General features: G+C 62.5%; 19 protein-coding genes and 1 riboswitch. Of the genes, 9 read left to right on the top strand and 10 right to left on the bottom strand.

What is annotated here, in order from left to right:
• The first annotated feature begins 81 nt into the window (after positions 1-81).
• Positions 82-969 (top strand): carbohydrate ABC transporter permease, encoded by an 888-nt coding sequence (locus tag PQG80_RS26120; RefSeq protein WP_271754657.1) that lies wholly within the window; start codon positions 82-84, stop codon positions 967-969.
• Positions 969-1,802 carry a carbohydrate ABC transporter permease gene (locus PQG80_RS26125; protein WP_271754658.1) on the top strand — a complete coding sequence of 278 codons (834 nt, stop codon included), beginning with the start codon at positions 969-971 and terminating at the stop codon, positions 1,800-1,802. The genes PQG80_RS26120 and PQG80_RS26125 overlap by 1 nt, the downstream gene beginning before the upstream one ends.
• 98 nt (positions 1,803-1,900) lie before the next feature.
• Here PQG80_RS26125 and PQG80_RS26130 read toward each other — a convergent pair whose 3' ends face one another.
• The 7 genes from PQG80_RS26130 to PQG80_RS26160 form a co-directional block, all read right to left on the bottom strand.
• The gene (locus PQG80_RS26130) at positions 1,901-2,662 is read right to left on the bottom strand and encodes a response regulator transcription factor (protein ID WP_271754659.1); all 762 of its coding nucleotides are present in this window, start codon (positions 2,660-2,662) and stop codon (positions 1,901-1,903) included.
• 3 nt (positions 2,663-2,665) lie between these two features.
• The gene (locus tag PQG80_RS26135; protein WP_271754660.1) at positions 2,666-4,327 is read right to left on the bottom strand and encodes a sensor histidine kinase; all 1,662 of its coding nucleotides are present in this window, start codon (positions 4,325-4,327) and stop codon (positions 2,666-2,668) included.
• A gap of 226 nt (positions 4,328-4,553) precedes the next feature.
• Positions 4,554-6,065 (bottom strand): ABC transporter substrate-binding protein, encoded by a 1,512-nt coding sequence (locus PQG80_RS26140; RefSeq protein ID WP_271754661.1) that lies wholly within the window; start codon positions 6,063-6,065, stop codon positions 4,554-4,556.
• An 83-nt stretch (positions 6,066-6,148) separates the two neighbouring features.
• Positions 6,149-7,078: a carbohydrate ABC transporter permease gene (locus PQG80_RS26145; protein ID WP_271754662.1), complete on the bottom strand. Its 930-nt coding sequence runs from the start codon at positions 7,076-7,078 to the stop codon at positions 6,149-6,151.
• A gap of 15 nt (positions 7,079-7,093) precedes the next feature.
• Positions 7,094-8,038, bottom strand: a complete 945-nt coding sequence (locus PQG80_RS26150) for an ABC transporter permease (protein WP_271754663.1) — start codon at positions 8,036-8,038, stop codon at positions 7,094-7,096.
• A 468-nt stretch (positions 8,039-8,506) separates the two neighbouring features.
• Complete coding sequence (locus PQG80_RS26155) at positions 8,507-8,629, bottom strand: hypothetical protein (protein WP_271754664.1); 123 nt, start codon at positions 8,627-8,629, stop codon at positions 8,507-8,509.
• 129 nt (positions 8,630-8,758) lie between these two features.
• Positions 8,759-11,356, bottom strand: a complete 2,598-nt coding sequence (locus PQG80_RS26160) for a choice-of-anchor A family protein (protein WP_271754665.1) — start codon at positions 11,354-11,356, stop codon at positions 8,759-8,761.
• A gap of 124 nt (positions 11,357-11,480) precedes the next feature.
• On the opposite strand from PQG80_RS26160, the gene PQG80_RS26165 reads away from it, so the two are divergent.
• From PQG80_RS26165 to PQG80_RS26185, 5 genes are all read left to right on the top strand, one after another.
• Complete coding sequence (locus tag PQG80_RS26165) at positions 11,481-12,911, top strand: glycosyltransferase (protein WP_271754666.1); 1,431 nt, start codon at positions 11,481-11,483, stop codon at positions 12,909-12,911.
• A 207-nt stretch (positions 12,912-13,118) separates the two neighbouring features.
• Entirely contained in the window at positions 13,119-13,814 is a 696-nt protein-coding gene (locus PQG80_RS26170; RefSeq protein WP_432432812.1) for an ABC transporter ATP-binding protein, read from the top strand.
• The gene (locus tag PQG80_RS26175) at positions 13,798-14,856 is read left to right on the top strand and encodes an efflux RND transporter periplasmic adaptor subunit (protein ID WP_271754667.1); all 1,059 of its coding nucleotides are present in this window, start codon (positions 13,798-13,800) and stop codon (positions 14,854-14,856) included. The genes PQG80_RS26170 and PQG80_RS26175 overlap by 17 nt, the downstream gene beginning before the upstream one ends.
• Before the next feature lie 25 nt (positions 14,857-14,881).
• Complete coding sequence (locus tag PQG80_RS26180; RefSeq protein ID WP_271754668.1) at positions 14,882-17,782, top strand: ABC transporter permease; 2,901 nt, start codon at positions 14,882-14,884, stop codon at positions 17,780-17,782.
• Positions 17,783-17,785: 3 nt separating this feature from the next.
• Entirely contained in the window at positions 17,786-18,673 is an 888-nt protein-coding gene (locus PQG80_RS26185) for an ABC transporter ATP-binding protein (protein WP_271754669.1), read from the top strand.
• 83 nt (positions 18,674-18,756) lie between these two features.
• Here the strand turns inward: PQG80_RS26185 and PQG80_RS26190 are convergent, their stop codons facing one another.
• From PQG80_RS26190 to PQG80_RS26200, 3 genes are all read right to left on the bottom strand, one after another.
• Positions 18,757-19,689 (bottom strand): DMT family transporter, encoded by a 933-nt coding sequence (locus tag PQG80_RS26190; RefSeq protein ID WP_271754670.1) that lies wholly within the window; start codon positions 19,687-19,689, stop codon positions 18,757-18,759.
• 10 nt (positions 19,690-19,699) lie between these two features.
• The gene (locus tag PQG80_RS26195) at positions 19,700-20,812 is read right to left on the bottom strand and encodes an MBL fold metallo-hydrolase (protein WP_271754671.1); all 1,113 of its coding nucleotides are present in this window, start codon (positions 20,810-20,812) and stop codon (positions 19,700-19,702) included.
• A gap of 180 nt (positions 20,813-20,992) precedes the next feature.
• Positions 20,993-22,039, bottom strand: a complete 1,047-nt coding sequence (locus tag PQG80_RS26200) for a branched-chain amino acid aminotransferase (protein ID WP_271754672.1) — start codon at positions 22,037-22,039, stop codon at positions 20,993-20,995.
• A gap of 139 nt (positions 22,040-22,178) precedes the next feature.
• On the opposite strand from PQG80_RS26200, the gene PQG80_RS26205 reads away from it, so the two are divergent.
• Both PQG80_RS26205 and PQG80_RS26210 read left to right on the top strand, forming a co-directional pair.
• Positions 22,179-23,111, top strand: a complete 933-nt coding sequence (locus tag PQG80_RS26205) for a LysR family transcriptional regulator (protein WP_271754673.1) — start codon at positions 22,179-22,181, stop codon at positions 23,109-23,111.
• Positions 23,112-23,122: 11 nt separating this feature from the next.
• A riboswitch (cobalamin riboswitch) is annotated at positions 23,123-23,317 on the top strand.
• A 420-nt stretch (positions 23,318-23,737) separates the two neighbouring features.
• Positions 23,738-25,774 carry an S-layer homology domain-containing protein gene (locus PQG80_RS26210; protein ID WP_271754674.1) on the top strand — a complete coding sequence of 679 codons (2,037 nt, stop codon included), beginning with the start codon at positions 23,738-23,740 and terminating at the stop codon, positions 25,772-25,774.
• Positions 25,775-25,852 lie beyond the last annotated feature (78 nt).

Below are 25,852 nucleotides of genomic sequence, written 5' to 3' on the forward strand. Positions count from 1 at the left end.
GAGGCGCGCAGACTCGAAGGCTCAGCCGCAATCGCAGGGGAAGCAATTCTGACATTCCATCCGAGAAAGAGGTGCCGAAAAATGGCCTCGTTTTACCGCAAATGGCGCTCCAAACTGGAGTTCGGCATATTCACGCTGCCGGTTCTGATCTGCGTCGCCGTCGCCTTTTACATCCCGTTCGTCATGACCGTCCGCTACTCGCTGACCAAGTGGAACGGCATCTCCAAGCACCCGAAGTTCATCGGCCTGGACAACTTCCGGCAGATCTTCACCGGGGACGCCAACTTCACGAACGCGGCCTGGTTTACGGTCAAGTACGCGGTGCTCTATATCGTGCTCATCAACGTGCTGGCCATTCTGCTCGCGCTCGTTCTGGATGCCAAGCTGAAATCCAAGACCTGGCTGCGGGCCGCCTTTTTCATCCCGTACATCCTCAGCCTCGTCATCGTCGGCTTCATCTGGAAGTTCATTTTCATGCAGGGCTTCGAGTCGCTCGGCCATAGCACGGGTTGGCATATTTTCAAAATGAGCTGGCTCGGGGAGCCTGGACTCGCCTTCATCTCCGTGCTGTTCGTATCGATCTGGCAGTCGATCGGCTTCTACCTGGTTATCTACGTCGCGGGGCTGCAGTCCGTACCGGGCGACCTGAAGGAGGCCGCCGTCGTGGACGGCGCAGGGCCGGTCCGCCGCTTCTTCAGCGTGACGCTGCCGCTGCTCGCGCCGTCGATCACGATCGCCGTCTTCATGGCGCTAACCAATTCGATCAAGGTGTTCGACGTCATCCTCTCCCTCACCGGGGGCGGTCCGGGCGGCACGACGTACAGCGTCGCCTACGACATTTACCGCGACACCTTCACGAATAACCTGTACGGCTACGGCACCGCCAAGGCGCTGATTCTGTTCGTCGCCGTTCTGATCATCACCGTCATTCAGCTCTCCATCTTCAAGCGCAGGGAGGTCGAAGCCTAATGTCCGCTTCCAACAGAGCGGCCCGCTGGATCGGCGAAGCCGTCATGATTATCCTCTCGCTCGCGTTCCTGTATCCGTTGTTCCTGGCGATCATCAACTCCTTCAAGAGCTTCCAGGAGGTCATGTCCGACGTTATCGCGCTGCCGAACCACTGGACGTTCGGGAACTACGCTTATGTCTGGGACTTCATCAACTACCCCCGCTTGTTCCTGAACAACACGGTCATCACCGTGCTGGGGCTCGCCGGCATCGTCCTGGTGTCTTCGATCGCCGCCTACAAGCTGGCGCGCACGAAATCGAGGCTGAGCGGCATCGTCTACTTCATCTGCATCATGCCGATGCTGATCCCGTTCCAGTCGATCATGCTCACGGTGCTCAAGACCGCGCGGTTCCTGCATCTGTCCGACAGCACCTGGGGACTCGGCCTGCTGTACTGGGGCTTCGGCGCGCCGCTGGCCGTCTTCATCTACCACGGGTTCGTCAAAGGGATTCCGAAGGAGCTCGACGAGAGCGCGATGATCGACGGGGCTTCCGGCTTCGGGCTCTTCTTCAGAATCATCTTCCCGCTGCTCAAGTCCGTCACGGCGACGATCGTCATCATCGACGTCATGTGGATCTGGAACGACTTCCTGCTCCCGCTCCTCATGGTCAACGGTTCGCCGACGACCAAGACGCTGACGCTGGCGGCCTACACCTTCGTCGGCCAGTACACGTCGGACTGGCAGTACGCGATGACCGCCATGGTGATGGCCGTGCTGCCGTCGATCGTCGTGTTCATGTTCCTGCAAAAATACATCGTCAAAGGCGTGGTCGCCGGAGCGGTGAAGGGTTAAACGCAGGTTGACGCCATAACGAAGACCGCCTGGCTCGCTGCCGGCGGTCTTCGTTGCGGGGTGCCGCTATCCTGCGCCTGTCGATTGCCGGCGCCGCACTATTCCTTTCGCCGAAGATCCCCGGGCGACTTGTGGAAGTAGGCGTTAAAGTGCGTATAAAAGTAGTTCAGGTTGGCATAGCCGACGGATTGGGCGATCGTCGCTATCTTCTCGTCCGTCGTCTGGATGCGGTCCCGCGCGCGGAACATCCGGTACGCCATGAGGTATTCCGAAAATTTGACCTGCGTTTCCTTTAAGAAAAGCTGACCGAGATAGGTCCCGTTCATGCGAAACCGGCTCGCCACCGTCTTCAGGTTGAGATTATGGCCGTATTCCGCCTTGACCATCTGAAGGATGCGGTTCGTCAGCTTGGACAGACTGTCGTAACGCACGCCGAGGATGGGGTCCACGTCGCGGTCGTCCGGCTCCGCCCCCGCAAGCGTGCCTTTCAGATCCTCGACGATGATCCGCTGGACCAGCGCTTGCAGCTTGGCGCGTTCGATGGGCTTGAGCAGATAATCCTTGGCCCCGCAGTGAATCGCCTGCACGGCGTACTCGAACTCCTCGTAGCCGCTCATCATGATATAAGTGGCCGGCAGCCGTATTTCCTTCAGCTTGCGGATCGCGTTATAACCGCGCTCCTTGCCGATGCAGACATCGAAGATCGCGAGATCGGGGCCGAACTCCACGGCTTTGGCGATGGCCCCCTCGTACGTCTCGCTGGTCTCGATTCTCGCGAAGCCGAGCTTCTCCCAGTCCAGCGTTCGCTTGACTCCCTCCAGAATCTGCGGCTCGTCGTCCACGATCAGAAGCTTGTACATGCATTACGCCTCCTTCGCAAAGGTCAAGGTGATCTTAACGCCCGCTTCCTCGTTATTGTCGATTTGCATCCCGAAGCCTTTGCCGTGGAAAAAATGAAGCCGCGTATACACGTTCCGCAGCCCGATGCTCTCCGTGCCGGAATCCTCGTCCAGGGACAGGTGCCGGCGGATCTCGGCCAGCCGGTCCTTGGAGATCGTGGCTCCGTTGTCCACCATCTCCAGCACGTAGGCGTCCGCGCGCTCCGCGCCGTTCACGACGAGCAGATTGAACTCGCGGTCCGGATCGAAGCCGTGGACGAAAAAGTTCTCCGCGAGCGGCTGCATCCAGAACTTCACGGTGGGCAGGGACAGGAGCGCCTCGTCCACGTCCAGCTGGTAAAAAAACCGGTCCGGGTATTTGAATTCCATGATCTTCAAATATTTCTGCAGCAAGGCAAGCTCGCTGCCGAGCGGCACGATATTTTCGTTTTTGACGATCTCGCGGTACAAAGCCCCCAGCGTCGCGATCGCTTCGGCCGTATCGTCCGCGCGGCCCGACAGCGCCGAGGCGCGGATAATTTCCAGCGTATTGTACAAAAAATGCGGGTTAATCTGGTGTTGAAGCGCCTTCATTTCGGTTTCCTGCTGCTTCAGCTTCAACAGATATTCCGTCTGAATGTGCTTGTTGAGCTGCAGCGTCATATCGTCGAGCTCCGCCGCGATCATCCCGTACTCGTTTTTCCGGTAGCGCGCGGGACTGACGGGGATGAAGTTAGCGGATTTGACCCGGTCGATCGAATGGATGATCCGCCTCAGGAAGCCCGCGGCTTCGCGCAGATTGTAGGCGGCCAGCAGGAGCACGCTGCCCATGGCCGCCCACACCACCAGGAATACGATGAGCAGGATGCCGGCATGCTGCCTGAAGAGCGCGGACAAGTCGACGATACTGACGAATCGATAGTCGAACGCTTGGGACGAATACGTCACGTAAAACGCACGGCCCGTATCGCCCAGCCGGATGAAACCGCGGCTTCGTTCGTTCGCCGCGGCCTTGCGGAACAAATCCTGGCCGACGCGGCCCGCGCCGTTCGCGATATACACGTCGCCGGTATGGCTGACGGCGGCAGACACGATCCGCCGGTTCTCCTTCACGTCCGCGAACAACGCGTCGCTGCTGACGAGAAACCGGAACTCGCCGAGCTGGCGCGAGATTTGATTCGGGTCCAGCAGCTGCTTGCGGATGACGAATCCTCTCTGGATCGTCTCTCTGAATAGATCGTCCTCGTTCGGCACGTTAAACAAGAAGCTCGTGCCGCCGCTGCTGCCGAATCGCACGACGTTGCCTCGTTCCTCGGTGTGCAGGCTCACCTGCACGATGCGGTTCTGTCCGCTGTTGCCGAGAAAAGCCTTCATGTCCTCGGGAAACGAAACGAGCGTCTGATCGTATCGGCTGTTATCGAGCCGGGCCGTCTGATACCCCTCCGCGCTGTTGCCGAGAAAATAGCGAACGTCGGCCACGAGGCCGCTGTTGGCGTAAACCCGCTGCAGATAGGCATCGATCCGCTCGGAATCGTTCTGAAGCGCGCTCTCCACCCGGGAGAAGGAGTCCGCTGCCTGGCTTTTCGCATTTTCAAGCCATTGCTCCAACAACACGTAAGTGGCCAGCGCGCTTAAGCCAATCCCCATAAGGAACGCAAAAACCGCAAAAGCAATGAATTTGCCGCGATAGATTCGGATTTGAAAAAAGGAAAACATGCGGCTCTCCCTTGCTGTCGGACTTTTGGCGAGTCATAGCTTAACCATATACCGTACGCTTCGGATAAATCAATCCTCCCGCGGCTTATGACGGACCGGAAAACCCGAACGGCCTGTAGGCGCGTTCGGGCTTCATCATCCGTGTATCGTCGACGTCTTAGGCCTTGAAGTAAGCGTTGATCTGCTCCTGCGCGGATTGAATGATCTTGTCCATGCCGGCCTTCCGCAGCTCTTCCGCGATCTTCGGCACTTGCTTCTCCGGATCGGACGCGCCGGTGACCAGCTCATAGCTGTATTTGCTCCAGACGGACTTCACGTTGGCGACTTCCGTGGCGAGATCGGTGATATCCAGCGCAAAGCCGAGGATCGTAGAGGAGGTGGCGGCTTCGTTCAGCTTGCGGACCTGATCCCACTGATCTTCCGGCGCGCCCTTGGTGACGGCCAGGTTGAAGAACGTGCCTTGCGTATACGCTGCCAGCGGCCATGTGTCGGTTTTCCGCTCGACGACGTTGTCGCTGACATAATCGAAGTCTACGCCCTCTTCGCCGAACGCCAGCATGTTGCGCAGCTTGGCGTCGGTATTGACCAATTGCAGATACTTCAGCGCTTCTTCCTTATACTTCGAATTGGCGGAGATCGCGTTCATCGAGCCTTGGATCGTGCTCGTCGTATAGATCGGGCCGGCGACCTGCACCATGTCGTACTTCTCGATGCCCGCGTTGATCTGCCAGTTCACTTCGGCGCCGGGGAATGCCTGCGCGCTGAAGAACGGACGGTACGGGTCGGCTTCGATCTTGGTCGGCGCGTCCGGATTGATGATGCCGTCCTTGTACCATTGGTGCATGAGCTTCAGGTTCGCCATGATATCCGGCTGTTCCAGCACGGAGACGACCTCCCGCGAAGCGTCGTCGGTCTTGACGCCGATCGGCGCGAAGCCGAGCGTCATATCGTCGTAGGCGTTAAAGAAGCCGTTGAACCCTTCGCCCTGCGTCAAGGACAGCGGGTAGTAGCTCTTGCCTTCGCCGGTCTTGATGTCGCGGAACGGTTTGTCCAGATCCTGCATCGTCTTCATGCCGGCAAGGTCGAGGTTGTACTTCTTGACGAGCGAATCGTCGAATACCCAGTACTGCGTGGCGGAAGAGTCCTTATAAGTCGGCACCGCGTACATTTTGCCGCCGATCTTGGTTCCGTCCCACACCATCTTCGGCACGAGGTTGTACAGGTCCGGCGTCGCGCTCTGCACGAGGTCGGAGAGGTCGGCGAACGCCCCCATATTGACCTGCTGGCTGTACTTGCTGTTATTCGTAAACATGATGTCGAAAGGTTCTCCGGAATTCACGATCGTGTTGATCTTCGTGTCCCACTCGCCCCACCCGGCTACGCGGAGATCGATCTTGACGCCGATCTTCTCGGCCGTGTACGCATTGATCTTCTCGATGGCCTTGTCGTAGTTGGCCGGCACTTGTCCGCCGATCGTCCACCATACGAGCGTTGGCACCTCGCCGGACTTGGTCGCGGGAGCGCTGGCCGCCGCGGATGACGCGGACGCCGCCGCAGGCGAGCTGGCTGCCGGGCCGTTATTTTTGTCCGAGTTGGAACAGCCTGCGAGCCCGGTCATCGCCAGCGCCGCAGCTCCGATTAACAGCGGGGCCTTCATCTTTGCTTTCATCTTCTTGTTTCCTCCCTTTTGCTTATCGCGCCGCGGTCCTAAGCGGCTAATATGATAAACCTAGCGTTCAGGTTTATTTCGGCTTAACCCTTGACGGCGCCTACCGTCAGGCCGGAAATGAAATACTTCTGGAAGAACGGATAGGCCAGCGCGACGGGCAGGACGATAATGATCGCGACCGCCATGCGCGCGGATTCCTTGGGCATCGTGGCGACGAGCTGCGCGTAGCTGACGCCCATCGTCGAAGCGTTTCTCGCCAGCGCGTCGACGTTGCTCATCAGGCTGTTCAGCAGCGCCTGCAGCGAATACAGGTTCTGGTCGTCGATGTAGAGCAGCGATTGGAACCAGTCATTCCAGTACGAGAAGCAGAGGAACAGTCCGATCGTCGCCAGAACGGGCAGCGAGATCGGCAGTACGATCGTGAAGTAGATGCGGAACTGGCCGGCGCCGTCGATCTCGGCCGATTCGATCAGTCCGTCCGGAATCGTCGATTTGAAGAAGGTTCTGCAAATGATGACGTTAAAGGAGGACACGGCGAGCGGGAGTATGAGCGCCCAGATCGTGTTCTTCAGCCCGAGCAGCGACGAGTTGATGTAATAGCTGGATACCAGGCCGCCGTTAAAAATCATCGGGATAAACACGATCCATGTCAGGAGCCCGTTCAGCTTGTAGTTCGGACGCGACAGCACGTAGCCCATCGAGGTGGTGAGCAGCACGCCGATCAGCGTACCCAATACCGTCACGAGCACGGAGATGCCGAGCGCCCTCGTAATCATCGAGCCCTGCTTGACGATGTAGCGGTAGGCATCGCCGGATAACGCCGCCGGCAGGATATGGTAACCGCTTTCACGAATGGAAGACTCGTCGGACAGCGAGATGGACAGCACCACCGCGACGGGAATGAGGCACAGCAGCGCCAATAAAATAAAGATCAGGTGAAAGACGACGTTCGTTCCTCTGCCGATGCGGTTGAATTTCTCGAGACCCGAATCGTAGCCCGTTTGCGTGGTCATATAGACGCCTCCTCTCTAAATCATCGCACTATCGGGATCGACTTTGCGAACGACCCCGTTCGCGAACAGAATCATCGCACAGCCCAGCACGGACTGCAGGAAGGAAGAGGCGGAAGCCATGCCGACCGTCGCGGTCTTCAGCTGCTTGAACACCAGCACGTCGACCGTCGTGGTCACGTTGTACAGAGAATTGGAATCCCGCGGGACCTGGAAGAACAGGCCGAAGTCCGTGGAAAAAATGTGGCCGACCGCCAGGATGAACATCAGCACGATCACGAACTTCATCAAAGGCAGCGTAATATACCGGGTCTGCTGCCACTTGGTCGCGCCGTCGATGACGGCCGCTTCGTAATAGGTCGAATCCATGCTCGTGATCGTGGCCAGGTAGACGACCATGCCGTATCCAAGACCCTTCCACATGTTCATGAAAACGAGGAAATAGGGCCAGTAAGACGCCTCCATGTACCAGTTCTTGGGGGACTGGCTGAAGTCGGCAAGGAACTGGTTGAAGATGCCCTTGTCATAGCTCAGGAAAGCCCAGACGACTGCGGATACGACAACCCAGGAGAGAAAGTAAGGCAGGAACATCATCGTCTGATACACCTTGGCCGCCTTGCGGCTGTGCAGCTGTCCGACCATGAGCGCGAGCGTAACCGGGACCGCGATGCCCAGAATGATAAAAATGATGTTATAGCCGACGGTGTTGCGAATGACGATCCAGGCGTCGTTCGATTGGAAGAGGAATTCGAAGTTCTTGAAGCCGACCCACGCGCTGTTCATGACATTGTTGACAAAATTCCCATGGATCCTGAAGTCTTTGAAAGCGATGATGACGCCGAACATCGGCAAAAAACAGAACAAAATGTACCAGATGGCGGTCGGGAGCGCGAGCAGCGTCAGCTCGGTATCCTGCTTGCGCCAGCGCGTTCGCTTTCCCTTGCGGTCGACCCTTGCGTCCATGTGCATCATTCCCTTCCTGTTGTAAACGACGGAGAAGCGGTCGGGTTCTTAAGGCTTGCCTGGAACGGATCTTCTCGCTTAAAACGCTTTCATATCGTCGAGGCGATAACGTCCAACCGGTTCAGGCGATACCTGCCGAACCTGGATTAGTTGTAATTCTAAAAAAATCGCCGGACTGTTCCTAGACCAAAAACAAAAGACCATAGTCAAAAAACATTAGGTTTCGGCGTTTTTGACGAAAATATTACCGCCTGCCGGTACGCAAAAACCTCCGGCCCCGTTCAGGAGGACTGGAGGTTCATCTGCTGTCGTATGCCCAATTCAATCTAAACTTTTGATACAAGTAATAGAGAAATCCATATAGGGCAGCCCCCCGCCATCCCCATTCGTAGGTCGCGACAAACTCTTCCCACGTATAGAAGGTCGGTGCGCTGCCTAATACGACGAACCAATAGAACAGCATGAACATCAGTCCGCCACGTACAACACGCCAGATATGAGATCGAGCCTGCAGCATAACGAAACCGTCAAGCTGATCAGAACATGCGTGATGATTCGCGATTCTACCGTAAAGTCCAGTTGCCGCGTCATGGCGAACCCCCTGTGCGTAGACGAGTCACTGATCTTTACACGCGGCCGCAAGCAAAGAAAACCGTCGGGGCGCATCCTGTCCCGACGGTCTTGGACTTACAATAGATCTTGCGTTAGATGTCTAGCCGGCTATTCCTCCTCGTCCTCGGCTACGAACACGACCGTTTCGTTCGACAGAACGCCCGCGCGGTAGCAAATCCCTTCGAACCGGAACTCGAAGAAGATGCCCGCCTGGTTCGCGATTCTCCCGCCGGTCGGGTGGAACATGACGCGCACCTCGAACGAAACGCGGCGGGACTGGCCCGGCACCAGATTGCCGAGGTCGAACCCGACCTGCGGGTCGAGCTGCGCGATGCCGTCCAGCCGGAGGCTGCCCGAGACGAACTGGAGAGGCGTCGCCAGCGTATCGAAGAGCGTGACGTTCTCCGCGACGAGGCTGCCGGACGTATTGCGGATGACGAATTCGTAGCGGAACGTCTCCCAGACGTTCACGCTCGTCTTGGACGCCTGCTTGGTCAGGCTGAAGAATGGCTCCAGGCTGACCGGCAGCAGCGGATTGGAGATCGGCCGGGACGCGAACATTCGGACGTCGACCTGGTTGTCGAGCCGCAGGAAGGAGGCGGTAATCTGGCTGGAATTGATGGCGGCGGTACTGCCTGCACGGCCCGTGATGAGAAGGTCGTAGCGGACGGTCACGCCCTGCGCGGACGATATCGGCCCGAGCTGGATCCCCTCGCCGGGAGCTTCGTGAATTCGCAACTGGCCGTTCACGCGCACGGTGCCGTCGATGAAACGCGATTCGGGCGGCAGCGAGTCGCGCAGCGTGGCCGCGACGACGGGCAGGCTGCCGTCGTTAATAACGAAGATGCTGTAGGTGATGCGTTCGCCGACGAAGAAGGCATCGTTGAACGCGCGCTGGAACACGATCAGGCTAGGCCCCGGCTGCAGCGCCGGAACGGGGACGACGACCGGGACCGTCTGCACGATCGGAGACGGCACGCCCCATGGATCGCCGAGCGTAACGCCCCGGATCGGCGCCAGCGTGATGCCCGGGGCCGTGACCGACTCGGTCAACGCCACCGCCCCGCCGGGCAGGAGGATCGGACCGGCCGTCCCCGCTTGGCCGGGCAGCGGCGTGATGCCCGGCTTGAAGACAAGCACGACCGGGAGCATCTGGTTCGCGATCGGCGGCACGCCAGGCGGGACGTCGACGACGGCCGCGCCCAGGCTGCACTGCGGCGGCGAGGTGCCCGGCACCAGCGCGATGACGACGCCTCCGTTCACGATCTGCCCGCCGGACGGATACGTGGCCACAATCGCCTCGAACTCCACGATGACCGTCTGACCGGGCAGAATGACGCCGAGCAGCGTCGTCTCTGTCAGATCCTGCGCCCTCGCGGGCATGCCATTGATGATGACGCTGGCCGGGATGAACAGCAAGCCCATTGGCAGCTCATCGTTCATGAGCACCTCGCCCGCGGCCGTCCCCACATTGCTCACCTTAACCGTGAAGCGAATGATATCCCCGAGCGCGGCGCTTTGCACGTTCGCGGTCTTGACCGCGGTGATGATCGGCCCCGGCAGCGGCGGCACCGGCGGAGTGCCGGCGATGGTGGTCGTGCTCGCCGTAGTCGGCGGCACGATCGTCGTCGTGGTCGGCGGCACTCCCGTCGTGGTCGTCGGCGGCACCGATGTAGTCGTGGTCGTCGTCGGCGGCACCGGAGTTGTCGTGGTCGTCGTCGGCGGCACGACGGTGGTCGTTGTGGTTGTCGGCGGCACCTCGGTCGTCGTCGTGGTCGTCGTGGTCGTGGGCGGTTCGGTCGTCGTGGTCGTGGTGCTGGCCGTGGTCGTCGTCGTGGTGGTTGTTGTCGTCGTCGTGGTCGTCGTCGTGGTAGGCGGCGGCAGCACGGGCAGACATCCGCAGAATGGGATATTATGGGCCTCCAGCGATCCGCTCGTGTTCGTAAGCGAAGTCGCCACCATCGTGCCGTCGATATTGCCGAAGCCCCGCGACTGCCAGTTCGCGTTCGGCGCCAGCACGGAGCCGGCGATGGCGATATTTTGGTTGAAGGCGACCGACGCCTGGAAGAAGTTCCACAGGATCGGGCATACGTTGCTTCTGTTCGCGGCCACGCCGTTGATGAACGTCTGGTAGCTGCCGAAGCCTACATTGTTGTCCCCGACGTTAATGACTGCCGTCGATCCCGGCGGGATCACCAGGTTGATTCCGTTCGCCGTATCGAGCCGCAGGCCGTTGCCGTCCACGTTATTGCCGCCGAACATAAAAACGTTCAGCGCCGGATCGGTGCCCGTGAGCACGATCTGGCCGAAGTTGTTGCTCACCGTGCCGTTCGGCGTCAGCGCGGCGAGATTGAGCGACAGCTCGGTCAGCTCCTGCTCCGCTGCCGCGAAGTCGATCGGCGTTCCGCGCAGCGGCTGGCCCGGCACGCCGTTGTTGTTGGTCATCGTATACATGAATACCGTGCTGCTCGGATACACGACTGTGTTGCCCGCGAAGTTCGTGCCGTTCGTGATGTTCACGTTGCCCTGAATGATCAAGTCGGCCCGCGTCGTCGACACCGGCAGCGTATCCCCGACGCCGTAGTTGGCATAGGTGGCATTTCCGCCGACTGCGACTCTTCCCTCGGAATCGACGTTGAACTGCGTATGGTCCCCGAAAATAAACAGGTTAAAATCGTTGGCGATGCCCAGATTCCCGCAAGCCATCTCATCCCTCCACTCCTCGCTCTAACCATCTTTACGACGCGCTCGCCCGTCCCTATGCATACGCGATGCTTGACGGTCATATTTAGTTGAAGAAGATTCGCGTGCGGAAGGTGGCCAGAAACGGATGAATATTGCCGTGCTCACGATGTTCAACGGCCTGTCTCCGACCTACTCGCTCGTCCAGGTGGCGGAGCTGCAGCTGCGAATGCTGCTGAACGCGGGCATGCGCGTGCGGCTGCTCGTCTCCGAGGACTGTCCGCGAGACGAGCGCTACGGCGCTTATTTGGACGATCGGCTCGAATGGGTCCCCGTCGCGAACCGTCATGGCGGCGCACAGATTCACTGGCGGGATTACGCGCAGCCTTCCGGGCGCACGCACGCGGGCTTCGATGCCGAGACGGAGACGATCGCCGCCGACCTGGCGCGCAAGCTGGCGGACGCGGACGTCTGCATGATGCATGACATTTTGTACCAAGGCTGGCACCTGGTTCACAACGTTGCCGTGCGTCGGGCCCAGCTGTCATTGCCTCGCGTCCGGTTCCTGTCGATGGTCCACTCCGCGCCCGCCCCCCGGCCGCCACGGTCGGCATGGCCGTTCTCCGCGCGCTACATGCCGATGCCCAATACGCTGCATCTCTACCCGACGGCATCGGGCTTGCCTGCGCTGGCCCGCCAATTCGGCGTTCCCGAGTCGGACTGCAGGGTCATGCCCAACGGGCTCGATCCGCTCGCCGACGCCTCGGAGGAGACGCGGCGACTCGCCGCCGCCACCGACCTGCTGTCGCCCGACATCCTTATGGTCTACCCGGGTAGACTGACGCCGGCCAAGCGGTTCGACAAAGCCGCCGCGCTGGCAGGCGCGCTGGCTGCCGTCTCCGGCCTGCGCGTCAAGCTCGTCTGCTGCGACTTCCCCTCGATGGACGTCGACCCCTCCGCGTACAAGGAGACGGTCCGGCTGGCGGCCGACCGCGTATACGCCGCCCTATGCAAGCGTGCGCCGCCCGGGGAGGCGGAGGCGAATAGCGGCGAGGCTGGCGGCGACTTCGGCGGCGCGGGAGCCGCTCCGGGCGAGTCGACCGCCGCCGAGATCGCGTTCACGTCCGAGCTCGGCTGGCCCGACGGCTATCCCCATCGCGGCGTGATGGAGCTGTTCGGCCTGGCCAACCTGTTCGTCTGCCCCTCCTATTCGGAGTCGTTCGGCCTCGTCGTGCTCGAGGCGGCCAGCCGCGGCAACCTGCTCGTACTGAACGAGGCCGTTCCGGCGCTCGCAGAGCTGGGTGAGCCTCTCGGTGCCTATATGATGCGCTGGGACGCGCGTAACTTCGGCTTCGACACGGCCGAGGCCTATCAGCCGTCGGAGGAGGCTTACCTCGGCCAGCATGCCCGGCGGATCGCGCGGCTGCTGGCGGACAATCCCGTGCTGCGCGCCAAGACCGCGATCAGACAACGTTACAGTCCGCGCGCGATCTGGGAGGAGCGCCTGCGGCCGCTGCTTGAGGAGTGCGCGGCTATCGCGCGGGAGGATGACGTCAATGCGAGCCCGTTGCCCGAATAAGCAACCGGCTCGCGACTGCTCATTTTGCGAAAACGTCCGTTTTGGCGCACAAACATGAAAAAACGCCCGACCATACGAATTTAAACTATAGTGAGCGGGGGGATGCCGATGTATAATATTGCCATCCGCAACAATATTAGATGGCTCTAGTATCAACGACCGTCGAGCGCGCGGCAGCTCTTTATAAGGAACGAGGTGTGCATTTCATTGCTGCAAACGGTTTCATACAACATCGTCAGCGTATCCGGGCTAAGGCGGGCCTTCGGTAGCGGCCCGGGGACCGTGGAGGTGCTAAAGGGAATCGATCTCGCGATCCCGGCAGGCAAGCTCGTGGTGCTCAAGGGCCGTTCGGGCTCCGGCAAGACGACGCTGATCAACTTGCTCGGCGCGCTCGATCGGCCGACGGAGGGTAAGATCGAGTTCGCCGGCATGGATCTCACGGCGATGAGCGAAGGCGAACGGGACCGACTGCGGCGCAAGGAGATCGGCCTGGTGTTCCAGTCGTTCGCCTTGTTCCCGCTCATGTCCGCCTACGAGAACGTGGAGTTCGTGCTGCGGATCAGCGCCAGCCCCAAGGATGCGCGGCGGGAAGCCGCCCTTCAGGCGCTCGAGCTGGTCGGCCTCAAGCCCAGGATGCACCATCGTCCCTTCGAGCTGTCGGGGGGCGAACAGCAGCGCACGGCGATCGCCAGGGCGATCGCGCACAAGCCGCGCATGCTGCTGGCGGACGAGCCGACCGCCGAGCTCGACTCGAAGACCGGGCTTCACATCATCAAGCTGTTCAGGGACCTCGTCGAGTCGAGCGGACTGTCGATCGTGATGACGACGCACGATCCGGCCATCATGGAGATCGTCGACCACATTTACGAATTGGAGGATGGGCAAATTGTCTCGACGCTATAGACGCCTTGCCGCCGCGGGGATCGCCTTGGCGCTCTCCGGCGCGCTCGCGGGCTGCACGCTGATCCCCCGCGAGGAGGAGGCGCTCGCCCCCCCTCTGGTCAAGCCCGCCGCGGAGAATTACCAGACGGTCAAGGCCGTCAAGGGACCGATCGAGAACGCGCTCCAGCTAGGCGGAACGTTCGAAGCCATGACCTTCGACGTCGCCCAGTTCACGGGTACGGGCGGGCGCATCTCCAAGATTCACGTCACGTCCGGCCAACAGGTCAAAAAGGGCGATCTGCTCGCCGAGCTTGTGCTGGACGACCTGGACCTCCGGCTCAAAGAGCAGGAAATCGCGCTCTTGCGGGCCAAGTCGGGACTTAAGGCGGCCACGGCGCAATACGGGGGAAAAAAGGACGAAGACAGCCAACTGGCGCTTCGCTTGGCCACGCTGCAGCGGGATATCGAGCAAATGAAGTACGATCGTCTGAGCAAGCAGTTCGACAGCAAGCGGCTGCTCTCCAAGATCGACGGGCAAGTCGTCTTCGTAGAGGAGCTGCAGCCCGGCGATTACGTGGATAGCTACCAGACGATCGTGCGGGTCGCGAATCTGACGAAGATGCAGCTCGTGACGTCGGGCGCCTCGGCCGATCAGGTCAACAAAGCCGAGATCGGCTTCAAGGCCGATGTCACGTATAACGACGCGAACGGCAAAGAGATCCAGTTCGAGGCGAAGGTATCGCAGACCCCCGCGACCGCGCCGCAGTCCCTCAACAAGCAGCTGGCGGAAAAGTACGCGACGACGCTTTATTTCAGCGTCCCTCAGCTGCCGGAAGGCGTCGAGCTGGGTCAGAGCGTCGACATCCGAATCATTCTCCAGCACAAGGACGACGTGATCAAAATTCCACGCAGCGGGTTAAGGTCCAGCATGGGCCGCAGCTACGTGCGCGTGCTGCAGGACGGCAAGCTTCGTGAAGTCGACGTCGAGCCGGGAATCTCCGCTTCGACCGAGGTCGAGATCGTCGCAGGCCTGTCCGAAGGCGACAGCGTCGTACTGCAGTAGAATTCGTGCCCGGGAGGATAGCGCCATGGCTTTGTTCGTCATGATCTTGCGCAAAATGGCGCAGAACATGTGGCTCGTAATCAGTCTGTTCCTCGGAATCCTCATGTCCGTGGCGCTGGTCAGCAGCATGCCGATTTACAAGGAAGCGACGCTCTCGCGAATGCTGGTCAAGGACCTGCAGGCCCAGCAGCAGACGTCCGGCGTATACGCGGGCGCCATCTGGACGCGCGCGTCGTTCGACGCGCAGACGACGGAGCAGCGCGCCAAGATTATCTCCGATCTGGACGCTTATATCAAAAAAGAAGGCGCACCCGCGTCGGGCCTCCCGATCCTCGATATCGCCCGGGAATCGAACACGGAGCGGTTCAGCGTCTACCGGCAGGGAACGCCCGAGAAGGAACGCAAAAGCGCAAGCAAAAGCGGCCGGTTCACGAGTCTCGAGGGGCTGCGGCAGCATATTCGCCTGAAGGACGGCGTCATGCCCGCATCCGAGACGAAGGACGGCGTCTACGAAGTGCTCGTGACGGAAGCGGGCCTGAACAACTTCAAATCGGTGCTGGGCACCGTCCTGGAAGTGGACAACCCCAAGCTGGGCCGCAAGATGCTGATCAGGCCGACCGGCATCATCGAGCCGCTCCGGGAGGACGATCCGTACTATCGCGATCCCTCGCTCGCGTCGCTCAAGCAGGCCTTTCTCCTCGACGAGAAGCTGTTCGACCGGGACTTCGTGCAGGCGGGCATCCTGCCCGTGCTGACGGCCGGATGGTATATCGCGCTGGACTACTCCAAGCTGGAGGTGTCCGGCATCGACAAATTCGAAGCGGCGGCCAAGCAGATCCAGGCCGCGACGGTCGGCAAGGTCGCGCTATTCCGCAACGAGTTCTCCTTTCCCGCGCAGAAGACGATCGAGCGCTATCAGGAACGGGCGAAGCAGCTCGAGAAGCTCGTGTGGTCGCTCAACTTGCCCGTGCTGATCATGCTCGGCTTCTATATGTTCATGGTGTCGAACCTGATCGCCGGACGGCAGAAAAACGAGATCGCCGTGCTTCGCAGCCGCGGCGCGTCCCGCCGGCAGATCCTGCTCGCCTTCGCCGTCGAGAGTCTCCTGCTGAGCGGCCTGGCGCTCGCCGCCGGACCGCCGCTCGGCCTGCTGCTCACCAAGCTGCTGGGCGCCTCGAGCGGATTCCTGTCGTTCGTGCAGCGCGTCGGCCTGACCGTCCATCTGACGGCGGAGGCCTATCTGTACGGGGCCTGCGCCGCGGGCGCCGCCTTCCTGATGCTCATGCTGTCCGTGGCCCTGGCGACGCGCGCGAATATCGTGGGACACAAGCAGCAGCTGGCCCGTCAAGGCAGAGCCCCGCTCTGGCATCGGCTGTACCTGGACGTGATCGCGCTGGGGCTGGCCCTCTACGGACTGTATACGTTCCGTTCGAGGCTGCAGGATATTCAGCGCCTCGGGCTCGGCACGGACGACTTGCGCATCGATCCGCTGCAATTCGTCGTGCCCGCCCTGTTCATCCTGGGCGGCGGTCTCCTGCTGCTCAGGCTGTATCCGTATATTTTGAGACTCATCTATGTCGCAGGCCGTAGATGGTGGAGCCCTTCCGTCTACTACACGCTGATCCAGGTCGGCCGGTCCAACAGCCAATATCAGTTTCTCATGGTGTTCCTCATCCTGACGATCGCCACGGGTTTGTTCAGTGCGAGCGCAGCCCGGACGATCAACGACAATATGACCGACCGCATCCGCTATGCGGCGGGTTCGGATATCGTCGTGACCGCCCAGTGGCCCAACGACAAGCCTCCGCCCCCCGCTCCGGGCGGACCGGCCTCCGAGCAGCCCCAGAGCACCGGATCGACCGTGATTCACTACCTGGAGCCCTCCTTCGAGACCTATGCCACGCTGCCGGATGTGGAGCAGGCCGCGAAGGTGTTCAGAAAGCAGGTCGACTTCAGCGCGGCGAGCGGTTCGGACACGACGAGCATCTCGGGCTCGGCGACGCTGCTTGGCATCGATACCGACGACTTCGGCCGCGCGGCCTGGTTCAAGGACAGCCTGCTGGCCCACCCGCTGTACCAGTATCTCAACCTGATCGCCGGCGACGCCAAAGCCGTACTCGTCTCTAGCTCGCTCGCGAAGCAGAAAAATCTGAAGCCCGGCGATACGATCTGGATCGGGTGGAGCAACGTGCAGCAGAGACCCTTTACCGTGTACGGCATCGTCGATTACTTCCCGAGCTTCAACCCGCTGCCGCCGACCGGATCCGTGACCGCCGGCGACGAGGACGCGCAGGCCAACGCGCCGATGCTCATCGTCGGGCATCTGTCTCGCATCCAGTTCCAGCTGGCGCTCGAGCCGTACGAGGTATGGCTGAAGATGAAGCCCGGCTTCAAGTCGTCCGTCTTCTATGAAGCGCTGGCCAAGAGCCGGATCGCGACCACCTCCGTGCGCAACGTGCAGACCGAGCTCGTCACGGCGAAGAACGACGCGTTCCTGCTCGCGCTCAACGGCATCCTGACGCTCGGATTCATCCTGTCGATCCTCGTGAGCTTCGTCGGCTTCATGCTGTACTGGGTGCTGTCGCTTCGCAGCCGCGCGCTGCAGAACGGCGTCATGCGCGCGCTTGGCCTGTCCGTCCGGCAGATGGCCGGCATGCTGGCCGTGGAGCAGCTGCTCACGTCCGGCGTCGCCGTCCTGATCGGCATCGTCGTGGGCAATGCGGCCGCGCGGCTGTACGTACCTCATTTCCAGATCGCCTTTAACCCGAGCACGCTGGTGCCTCCCTTCGAGGTCATCTTCGCGCGATTGGACTACATCAGGCTCTATTCGACGGTGCTCTTCATGCTGGCCGCCGGACTCGGCATCCTCGCCTTCATGCTGACGCGGATCCGCATTCATCAAGCGCTCAAGCTAGGGGAGGATTAATCGATGATCCACTGCGACGGCCTCGTGAAAATATACAAAACCTCGGATCTCGAGGTATTCGCCCTTCAGGGACTGGACCTTACGGTCGAGACGGGCGAGCTGATGGCGATCATCGGCAACAGCGGCAGCGGCAAGTCTACGCTCCTCAACATGCTGGGGGGGCTGGACCGTCCGACGGCCGGCCATCTCACCGTCGACGGCAAGGACATGCTCAAGATGAAGGAAGCGGAGCTCGTCCGCTACAAGCGCGAGAGCGTCGGCTTCGTCTGGCAGAATAACGCCCGCAATCTCATTCCTTATCTCACGGCGCTGGAGAACGTAGAGCTGCCGATCCTGCTGACCGGACGGCGCCGCCGGCTGCGGGCGCTGGAGCTGCTCGAGGCGGTAGGCCTCGCGCACAGGGCGCGCAATAAGCTGCATCAGCTGTCCGGCGGCGAGCAGCAGCGCGTCGCCATCGCCATCGCGCTGGCCAACCAGCCGCGGCTGCTGCTGGCCGACGAGCCGACCGGCTCGGTCGACTCCCGCATGGCCGAGCAGATCCTCGATCTGTTCCGCGAGCTCAATCGGCAGCTCAACCTGACCATCGTCATCGTCACGCACGATCCGCTGCTCGCGAAGAAGGTCGACCGCGTCGTGGCGATCCGCGACGGCAAGATCAGCTCGGAGATGCTGCGGCGCAAGTCGTACGACGAGGAGCTGCGAGAGCTGGAGGCCGGCCTTGCGCAGGAGGGGACGCCGTCGCATGTCGAATATGCGATCCTGGACAAAGCCGGCCGGCTGCAGGTGCCCGCGGATTATCTCCAGGCGATCGGCATCAAGGATACCAATAAAGTCAAGCTGGAGCTTGGCGACGCCAAGATCGTTTTAACGCCGCCCGACGAGGGCGCCTGAACAAAATGGGAGCCGCCCCCGGTCATCGACCGACGGGACGGCTCCTATTTTTGAGAGGGGTATTTTATGGGGTGATAAGCCGTCTATGGCTTCGAGGCCGACTGCGACTGCGGCTGCGACTTCGGTTGCGACTGCGACTGCAATGGCGTTCTCTTCTGTCCGGCGACGTAGACCCCGGCGAGGATCACGCACAGGCCCGCGAGCATATTCCACCCGATGTCTTCGCCCAGCAGCGTGTACGCCCACACGAGCGCCGTGCACGGCGCGAGATAGGTCACCATCGTCGCGAATTCGGCGCTGGCCGCCAGAATGATGTAGTAGAAAAGAATGTAGCCGACGCCGGATCCAAGCACGCCCAGTCCGAAGAGCAGAAGCAGGTTCGTGCCGTCCGCGATGGGTTCGAGCGGGAACGGCTCGGCCGCCAGCGCCATGACGCCGCTCGCGACCGTGCTGCAGAGCAGCGTGCCGAAGGTCAGCTGGTACATGGAATACCCGGTCAGCACCCGCTTGGACAGCTGGGAGCCGAGGCCGTAGCACAGCGTCGCGGACAGCATGAGCAGGAGGCCGGCGACATCGATGGACGAGATCGCAGCCGGCGTGATGCCGAGCAGGAGCAGGAGACCGGCGAAGGCGATCGCGATGCCCAGCCACTGATACCGGTTCGAGGACGCCCGGAACGCCGTCACGCCGATGATGATCGTCCAGAGCGGCGTCATCGCGTTCAGGATCGAGGCGAGCCCGCTGTCGAGGCGCGTCTCGCTGTGAGCAATGAGGAACCACGGCAGCGCCGTGTTCACGATCGCGACGAAGGCCATGGCCGGCCAGCGTACCGCGCGGAGTCCGAACGGCTTGCGCCAAGCCAGCATGACCGCCGTCACCGCGACGAGCCCGAACAGCGACCGCAGGAAGGAGACGCCCCACGATCCGAAGTCTTCCACCAGCATTTTGATAAAGTAGAACGAGCCGCCCCAGATGAGACTGAGCAGGATGAGCGCGAGATATACGAATCTGGGCATGTGCTTGTCCTTACCTCCACCATTCTGCCGCAGGTCCCGTGCCCGCGCCGTCTATGACGACCGTCTCTCCGATGCGCGGGGAGAGCAGCGTCACGCCTCTGCGCGCCGCCTCGGCCGCGGCCCTGCGGATCGGATCGTTCCAGTCGTGCAGCGCCAGCGTGAACGCGCCCCAGTGAATCGGCAGCAGCGCCTTGCCCCGCACGTCGATATGCGCCTGCACGGTCTCCTCCGGCATCATATGGATCGCCGCCCAGCGCGGATCGTACTGGCCGCACTCCACGAGCGTCAGATCGAACGGTCCGAACCGCTCGCCGATCTCCGCGAAGTGGGGACCGTAGCCGCTGTCGCCGCTGAAGAACACCTTGGAACCGCCGCCCTCGATGACCCAGGAGCACCAGAGCGTCGCATCGCGTCCCGCCAGGCCTCTGCCGGAGAAATGCCGCGCCGGCATGCACGCGAGAGACAGTCCCGCCCACTCGAACGACTCGTGCCAATCGCGCTCCTCGATGCGGCTCTCCTCCACGCCCCAGCGCCGCAGATGCGCGCCCACCCCGAGCGGCACGATAAACCGGCCGACCTTGGCTTGCAGCCTGAGGACGGTGCCGTAATCCAGATGGTCGTAGTGGTCGTGCGAGTAAATGACCGCATCGATGCGCGGCAGCTCCTCGATCTTGAAGGGCAGCTCCTCCGCGTAGCGCTTGCCGCCGAATCGGGGAAACGGCGAGGGCGCGCGGCCCAGCATCGGATCGAGCAGCAGCGTGCGGCCGCCGATCTCGAGCAGCGCCGCCGAATGCCCGAACCACGTGACGCGGAGCTGATCCCCGCGCGCGCCGATCTTCGCCGTATCCAGCTTCACGACGGGCAGCCGCCCCGGCGCGGGCCTGGCGTGCGGCCGGCGCTTCGCGAAGTCGCGCAGCATGGACAGCTTGTCCGCCGTCGACGTCGCCATCGAGGTCGGCAGCGGGTAGCGGAACTTGCCGTTCCGGAAGTGAGGAGAGCGGTGAAGATGATGCTTGGGATCCCGGTAGGCCTGCGCGCCGAAGACCGGGTTGAAGGCGAGCACCGCGTAGACGGCAGCCGCCAGCAGCAGCAGAACGGCGAGCGCGACGATGAGCGTTAACATAGGTAAGACGACCTTCTCTCTGGCAGCAGCCGTACATAGGCATGCAGGATCGCTTCGCGTCTATTGTTTCGCGTCTATTTTATAGAAGCGCGGCTAGACAGGCCGGTCCGCATGCCGATATACCGATGATATCATCACGAGGGCGGGATCGCCATGTGGGGCTTTTCTACCGCGGCGCGATCACACGAGCTCCATCCAGCCATGCGCGTCGGGCAGCCAGCCGCGCTGAATGCCGTCGAGCGCGCCGTACAGCCGCCGCGACAGCTCCCCTGCCTCCCCGCGGCCCACGGCCAACCGTTCGCCCCGCCAGTGCAGGCTCCCGATCGGGGAGACGACCGCCGCCGTCCCCGTGCCGAACGCCTCCGCGAGCGAGCCGTCCCGCGAACCCGCGACGACCTCGCCGATCTCGATCGGCCGCTCGCGCGCGGCGATGCCCCATTCGCGCAGCAGCCGCAGGATGGCGTCCCGGGTCACCCCCGCCAGGATGGAGCCGCCGAGCGGGGGCGTGACGACTTCGTCGCCGAACCGGAAAAATACGTTCATGCTCCCCACCTCCTCGACATACTTGCGCTCGATGCCGTCGAGCCACAGCACCTGGGAGCAGCCCAGGCGCGCGGCGGCCTCCTGCGCCTTGAGCCCGGCCGCATAATTGCCCGCCGTCTTCGCGTCCCCCACGCCGCCGGCGACCGCGCGCACATGCTCCGTCTCCACGTAGATCGGCACGGGACGCATGCCCTCCGGATAATAAGCTCCTACCGGCGAGCAGATCGCGACGAACCGGTAAGTCCGCGAGGGTGCCACCCCGAGCATCGGCTCCGTGGCGATGACGAACGGCCGGACATAGAGCGCGGTTCCCGGATCGTCCGGGATCCCATCCCGGTCCGCGGCCACGAGTCCGCGCACCGCGTCCAGCAGCAGCGCCTCGTCCAGCGGCGGCACGCACATGCGCTCGCACGAGCGGTTCAGCCTGCGGATATGGTCGCGCGGCCGGAACAGCCTCGCCTGTCCGTCCTTCCACTTGTACGCCTTCATTCCCTCGAACACCGTCTGGCCGTAGTGGAACACCTTCGCCGCCGGATCGAGCGCCAGCGGTCCGTACGGCACGATACGCGGCGCCTGCCAGCCTGTGCCTTCCTCGTAATCCGCGATCAGCATATGCGGCGTAAAATACCGGCCGAAGCCAAGTCCGCCCGCGCCCGATCCACTCTCCGTTTCATATTGACCCATCCTCGCATCCCCCTTGACTATCGTTCGTTCGGCATTATCGTGTCGCTTGTAGAATACCGGGAATCGGACTATATTTGAACTATCGGTTTTGTACGGATTCCATACCTTAAAGGTATGATCATGGCGGGGGCGTGTTGGGATGGACATTCGGCAGATGCGATACTTCGTGACGGTGGCGGAGACAGGCCAGATCACGGCCGCGGCTAAAAAGCTCCATATGGAGCAGCCTCCGCTCAGCCGTCAGATGCGGATGATCGAGGAGGAGCTCGGGGCGACGCTGTTCGACCGGTCGGGCAACCGGCTGCGGCTGACGCCGGCGGGCGAGCGCTTGAGGGAACGCGCGGCCGGCCTGCTTCGGCAGCTGGAGGAGACGGTCGCGGAGGTTCGCGAGCTCGACGAAGGCGTGCGCGGCGTACTATCGGTCGGCGCCGTCGTCTCCTGCACCTCTCTGCTCCCCGGCCCGCTAAGCCGGTTCCGGGAGCAGCACCCGCACGTCGGCTTCAAGCTGAGCGAAGGCGACCACCACCTGCTCGGGGAGCGGCTGGACCGGCGCGAGATCGAGCTCGCGGTGGCGCGGCTGCCATTCGAGGCGCCTGGCGGCAGGGAGCGCTACGAGATCAAGCCGCTCCCCTCCGATCCGATCGTCGCGCTGCTGCCGGCTCAGGGCGCACGCGCGGGAGACGGCGGGCGCGGCGCATCGATGTCGCTCGCCGAGCTCGCGGCGTATCCGCTCGTCTCGCTCAAGACGGACCGCACGGTCGTCCTGCACGAGACGATCATGCGCGCCTTCGCCGATGCCGGGTTGCAGCCCCGGGTGCTGTGCGAATGCGCGAGCGTGGCGATCGCGCTCACGCTGGTCGCCCACGGCTTCGGCGCCGCGCTGCTGCCGAAGTCCGCAATGTCTACTTTTCCGCTGGAGGGGATCGCCTGCTTCGCGCTTCAGGACGCCGACCTGCTGTCCGAGGTGGGTCTCGTCTGGCTCAAGGACCGTTATCTGACGCGGGCGGCCCGGCGCTTTATCGCGTTGTTCGACGGTTCGGATGGACAAAGCGGCGGCTGCGGTCTATCATGAGTAAGAATCGAATAGCCGGTGACGGCAAGGCGCCCCGACGCGTTCGCGCGGACGGGCTTAATAGGGAAGCCGGTGCGAATCCGGCGCGGTCCCGCCACTGTAATTGCGGAGCGATGCGGCTCATCGCCACTGTCCGGACGGACGGGAAGGCGCCGCGTCAGCGATGAGGCAAGAGCCAGGAGACCTGCCTTGTACGTCGGATTTCTCTTTCTTCGGGGGTTAAAGGAAGGGACTGCGCCGCGGCGTTTCGCCGCGTCCGTACGCGGCCGGACAGCCGCCGAACCGGACTTCGGCCCGACGAAGCATTTACCAGCCCCTTTGATAGGGGCTTTTTTATGTTGTTCCGCGCTCTCGCCGCGCTATCCAACTATTCGTTCGCGCCGGACATAGGATCCGCTATTTGGCCTCATCGGGTCTATTTCGGCTCGGTGGCGGACCGTGGATCCGCTTGGGCATTCGGTCAGGCCCATTCTCGCTGTATGACGTACCGATAGCGGATTTGTCGTCCGTTACTGCGTTCTACGCGTCCGCTTCCGGCCATATAGCGGATGTACAGTCCGCTCGGCATTGCCGCCAGCAGCCGCTCCCTGCGCGCTCGCCATCTTACCAGAATCGAGGTTATGCCCATGTCACGCCTTCGCTCGTTAGTACCACACCTTCGCTTATCCCATTCGCTCAGCGCGTATCGCTTTCTCGCGCTACCGATCGTGCTGATCGTTGCGATGGCGTTCTATTCGGTCGCTCCGGCTGCCGCAGCCGAGTCTGGAGACAGCGGCGGCGGCACGCCTGCGGGTACGGCCACGCTCTCCGTGATCGGCGATGCGCATCGAGGTACCCTGCTGGCGCCGACGACCGTCGACCTGCGCGTCGGGGATACGGCCTTCTCCGTGCTGGAGCGCGCCATGCCCGGCAAGGTCCGGTCTTCCGGATCGGGCGAGACGTTGTACGTGAGCAGCATCGACGGGCTGTCAGAGCTCGATCTCGGTCCGAAAAGCGGATGGATGTATGCCGTAGGGGACGCCTATCCGTCGGGCAGCGCGAATCTGTATAAGCTGAAGCCAGGGGACAGGGTGGTCTGGCAGTACACGCTGGATCTCGGCGCGGACCTGGGCGCGCCGAATCCGGCGGACGGCGAAGGGAGCGATGGCGGAGCGGGCGGTGCATCAGGCGGTGGGTCCGGCAGTGGCGCGGGCAGCGGGTCCAGTGGCGGCGCGAATGCGGGCAACGGGAGTTCGGTCGCCAATGCGTTCGGCCCGGACATCGCGGCGCTCCGCAAGCTGCTCCTCGCCAAGCCCGCGGCGGAGCTGTCCGAGTGGGAAGCCTTCGCGCTCGGCCGCTCGGGCGGCGGCGTGCCGGCGGCTTACCTGGCCGAGTTGGCCGAGCAGGTGAAGGACACCGGCGGCCAGTACCGCAAAGCGACCGACCTCGAGCGCATCGTCCTCGCCGTGCGAGCGGCCGGGGCCGATCCGCGCGCGTTCGCGGGCTACGACTTGGTAGCCGCGATTTACAACCACGGCAACCTGACGCTGCAAGGCGCCAACGGGCCGATCTTCGCGCTGATAGCGCTCGACAGCGGGGGCTATGCGGTGCCTGCGGATGCGGCATGGACGCGCGACAAGCTGCTCGATTGGCTGCTGGCGCTCCAGAATGACGACGGCAGCTTCCCGCTCACTGGCGGGGAGGCCGGCAATGCGGACATTACGGCCATGGCGATCGCCGCGCTGGCGCCTTACGCCGGTGCTGCGTTCGATGGAGGCGCTCAGGCGGGGGCGGCCATCGATCGCGCCGTCGCCTATCTCTCGTCCATCCAGCTGTCTGACGGGGGCTTCACGCTCGAAGACGAGGAGAACAGCGAGACGGCCGCACAGGTCATCATTGGATTGACCGCGGCAGCGCGCGATCCTCGTGGAGCCGAATTCGTCAAAAATGGCGGCGGCGCGCTCGATGGGCTGCTGGCCTATCGGACGGCAGGCGGCGGGTTCGCGCACGTGCCGGGAGGAACCGCCGATCCGATCTCGACGGAGCAGGCGCTGCTTGCATTGATCGCGTACGATCGCTTCGCGAAGAAGAGCTCTGGACTATACCGGATCGCACCGGAACGGTTCGCTGACGAGCAGCAGATTGCCGGGTGGGCATCCGACTCCGTGCACCAAGCTTATGCGGCCAAGCTGCTCTCCGGCACAAGCGCCGCCGGGCTCCGCTTCGAGCCCAAGCGAGGCATCACGCGGGCCGAATTCGCCGCCTTGCTCGTCAGGCTGGCCGTCGATCGGCTTGCGGAGGCGCCGATCGACGGCACCGCGGGCACGATTGTATTCGCGGACGTCGCTCCGTCCGCCTGGTACTATGCGGACGTGATGCGAGCCGCCCGCGCCGGCATCGTAAACGGCATGTCCGCGACATCCTTTAAGCCCGGCGACGCGATCACGCGCGAGCAGATGGCCGTCATGATCGGGCGCGCCTACGATCTCGCAGGCGCTTCGGCCGGCCCCGCATGGCGGGATGCCGCCAGCATTCGCGCTTCGGCGCTCCCTTACGTGAACGCCGTCGCCTCCACAGGTATCCTGCTCGGTTCGGACGGCTACTTTGCCCCCGCCGGTACGGTCACCCGGGAGATGGCCGCGGTCGTCGCGGTCCGGCTCCTGAGCCAAGGGGATGCTGCATAACGAGTGGGGAACGCTCGAGTATCGTATCGGCTTCTCTCAAGCTACTGTGCGGGTGGAGGTAGTGCCCAAATGACGCTA

Source organism: Cohnella rhizoplanae, assembly GCF_948329515.1.
GTDB lineage: Bacteria > Bacillota > Bacilli > Paenibacillales > Paenibacillaceae > Cohnella > Cohnella rhizoplanae.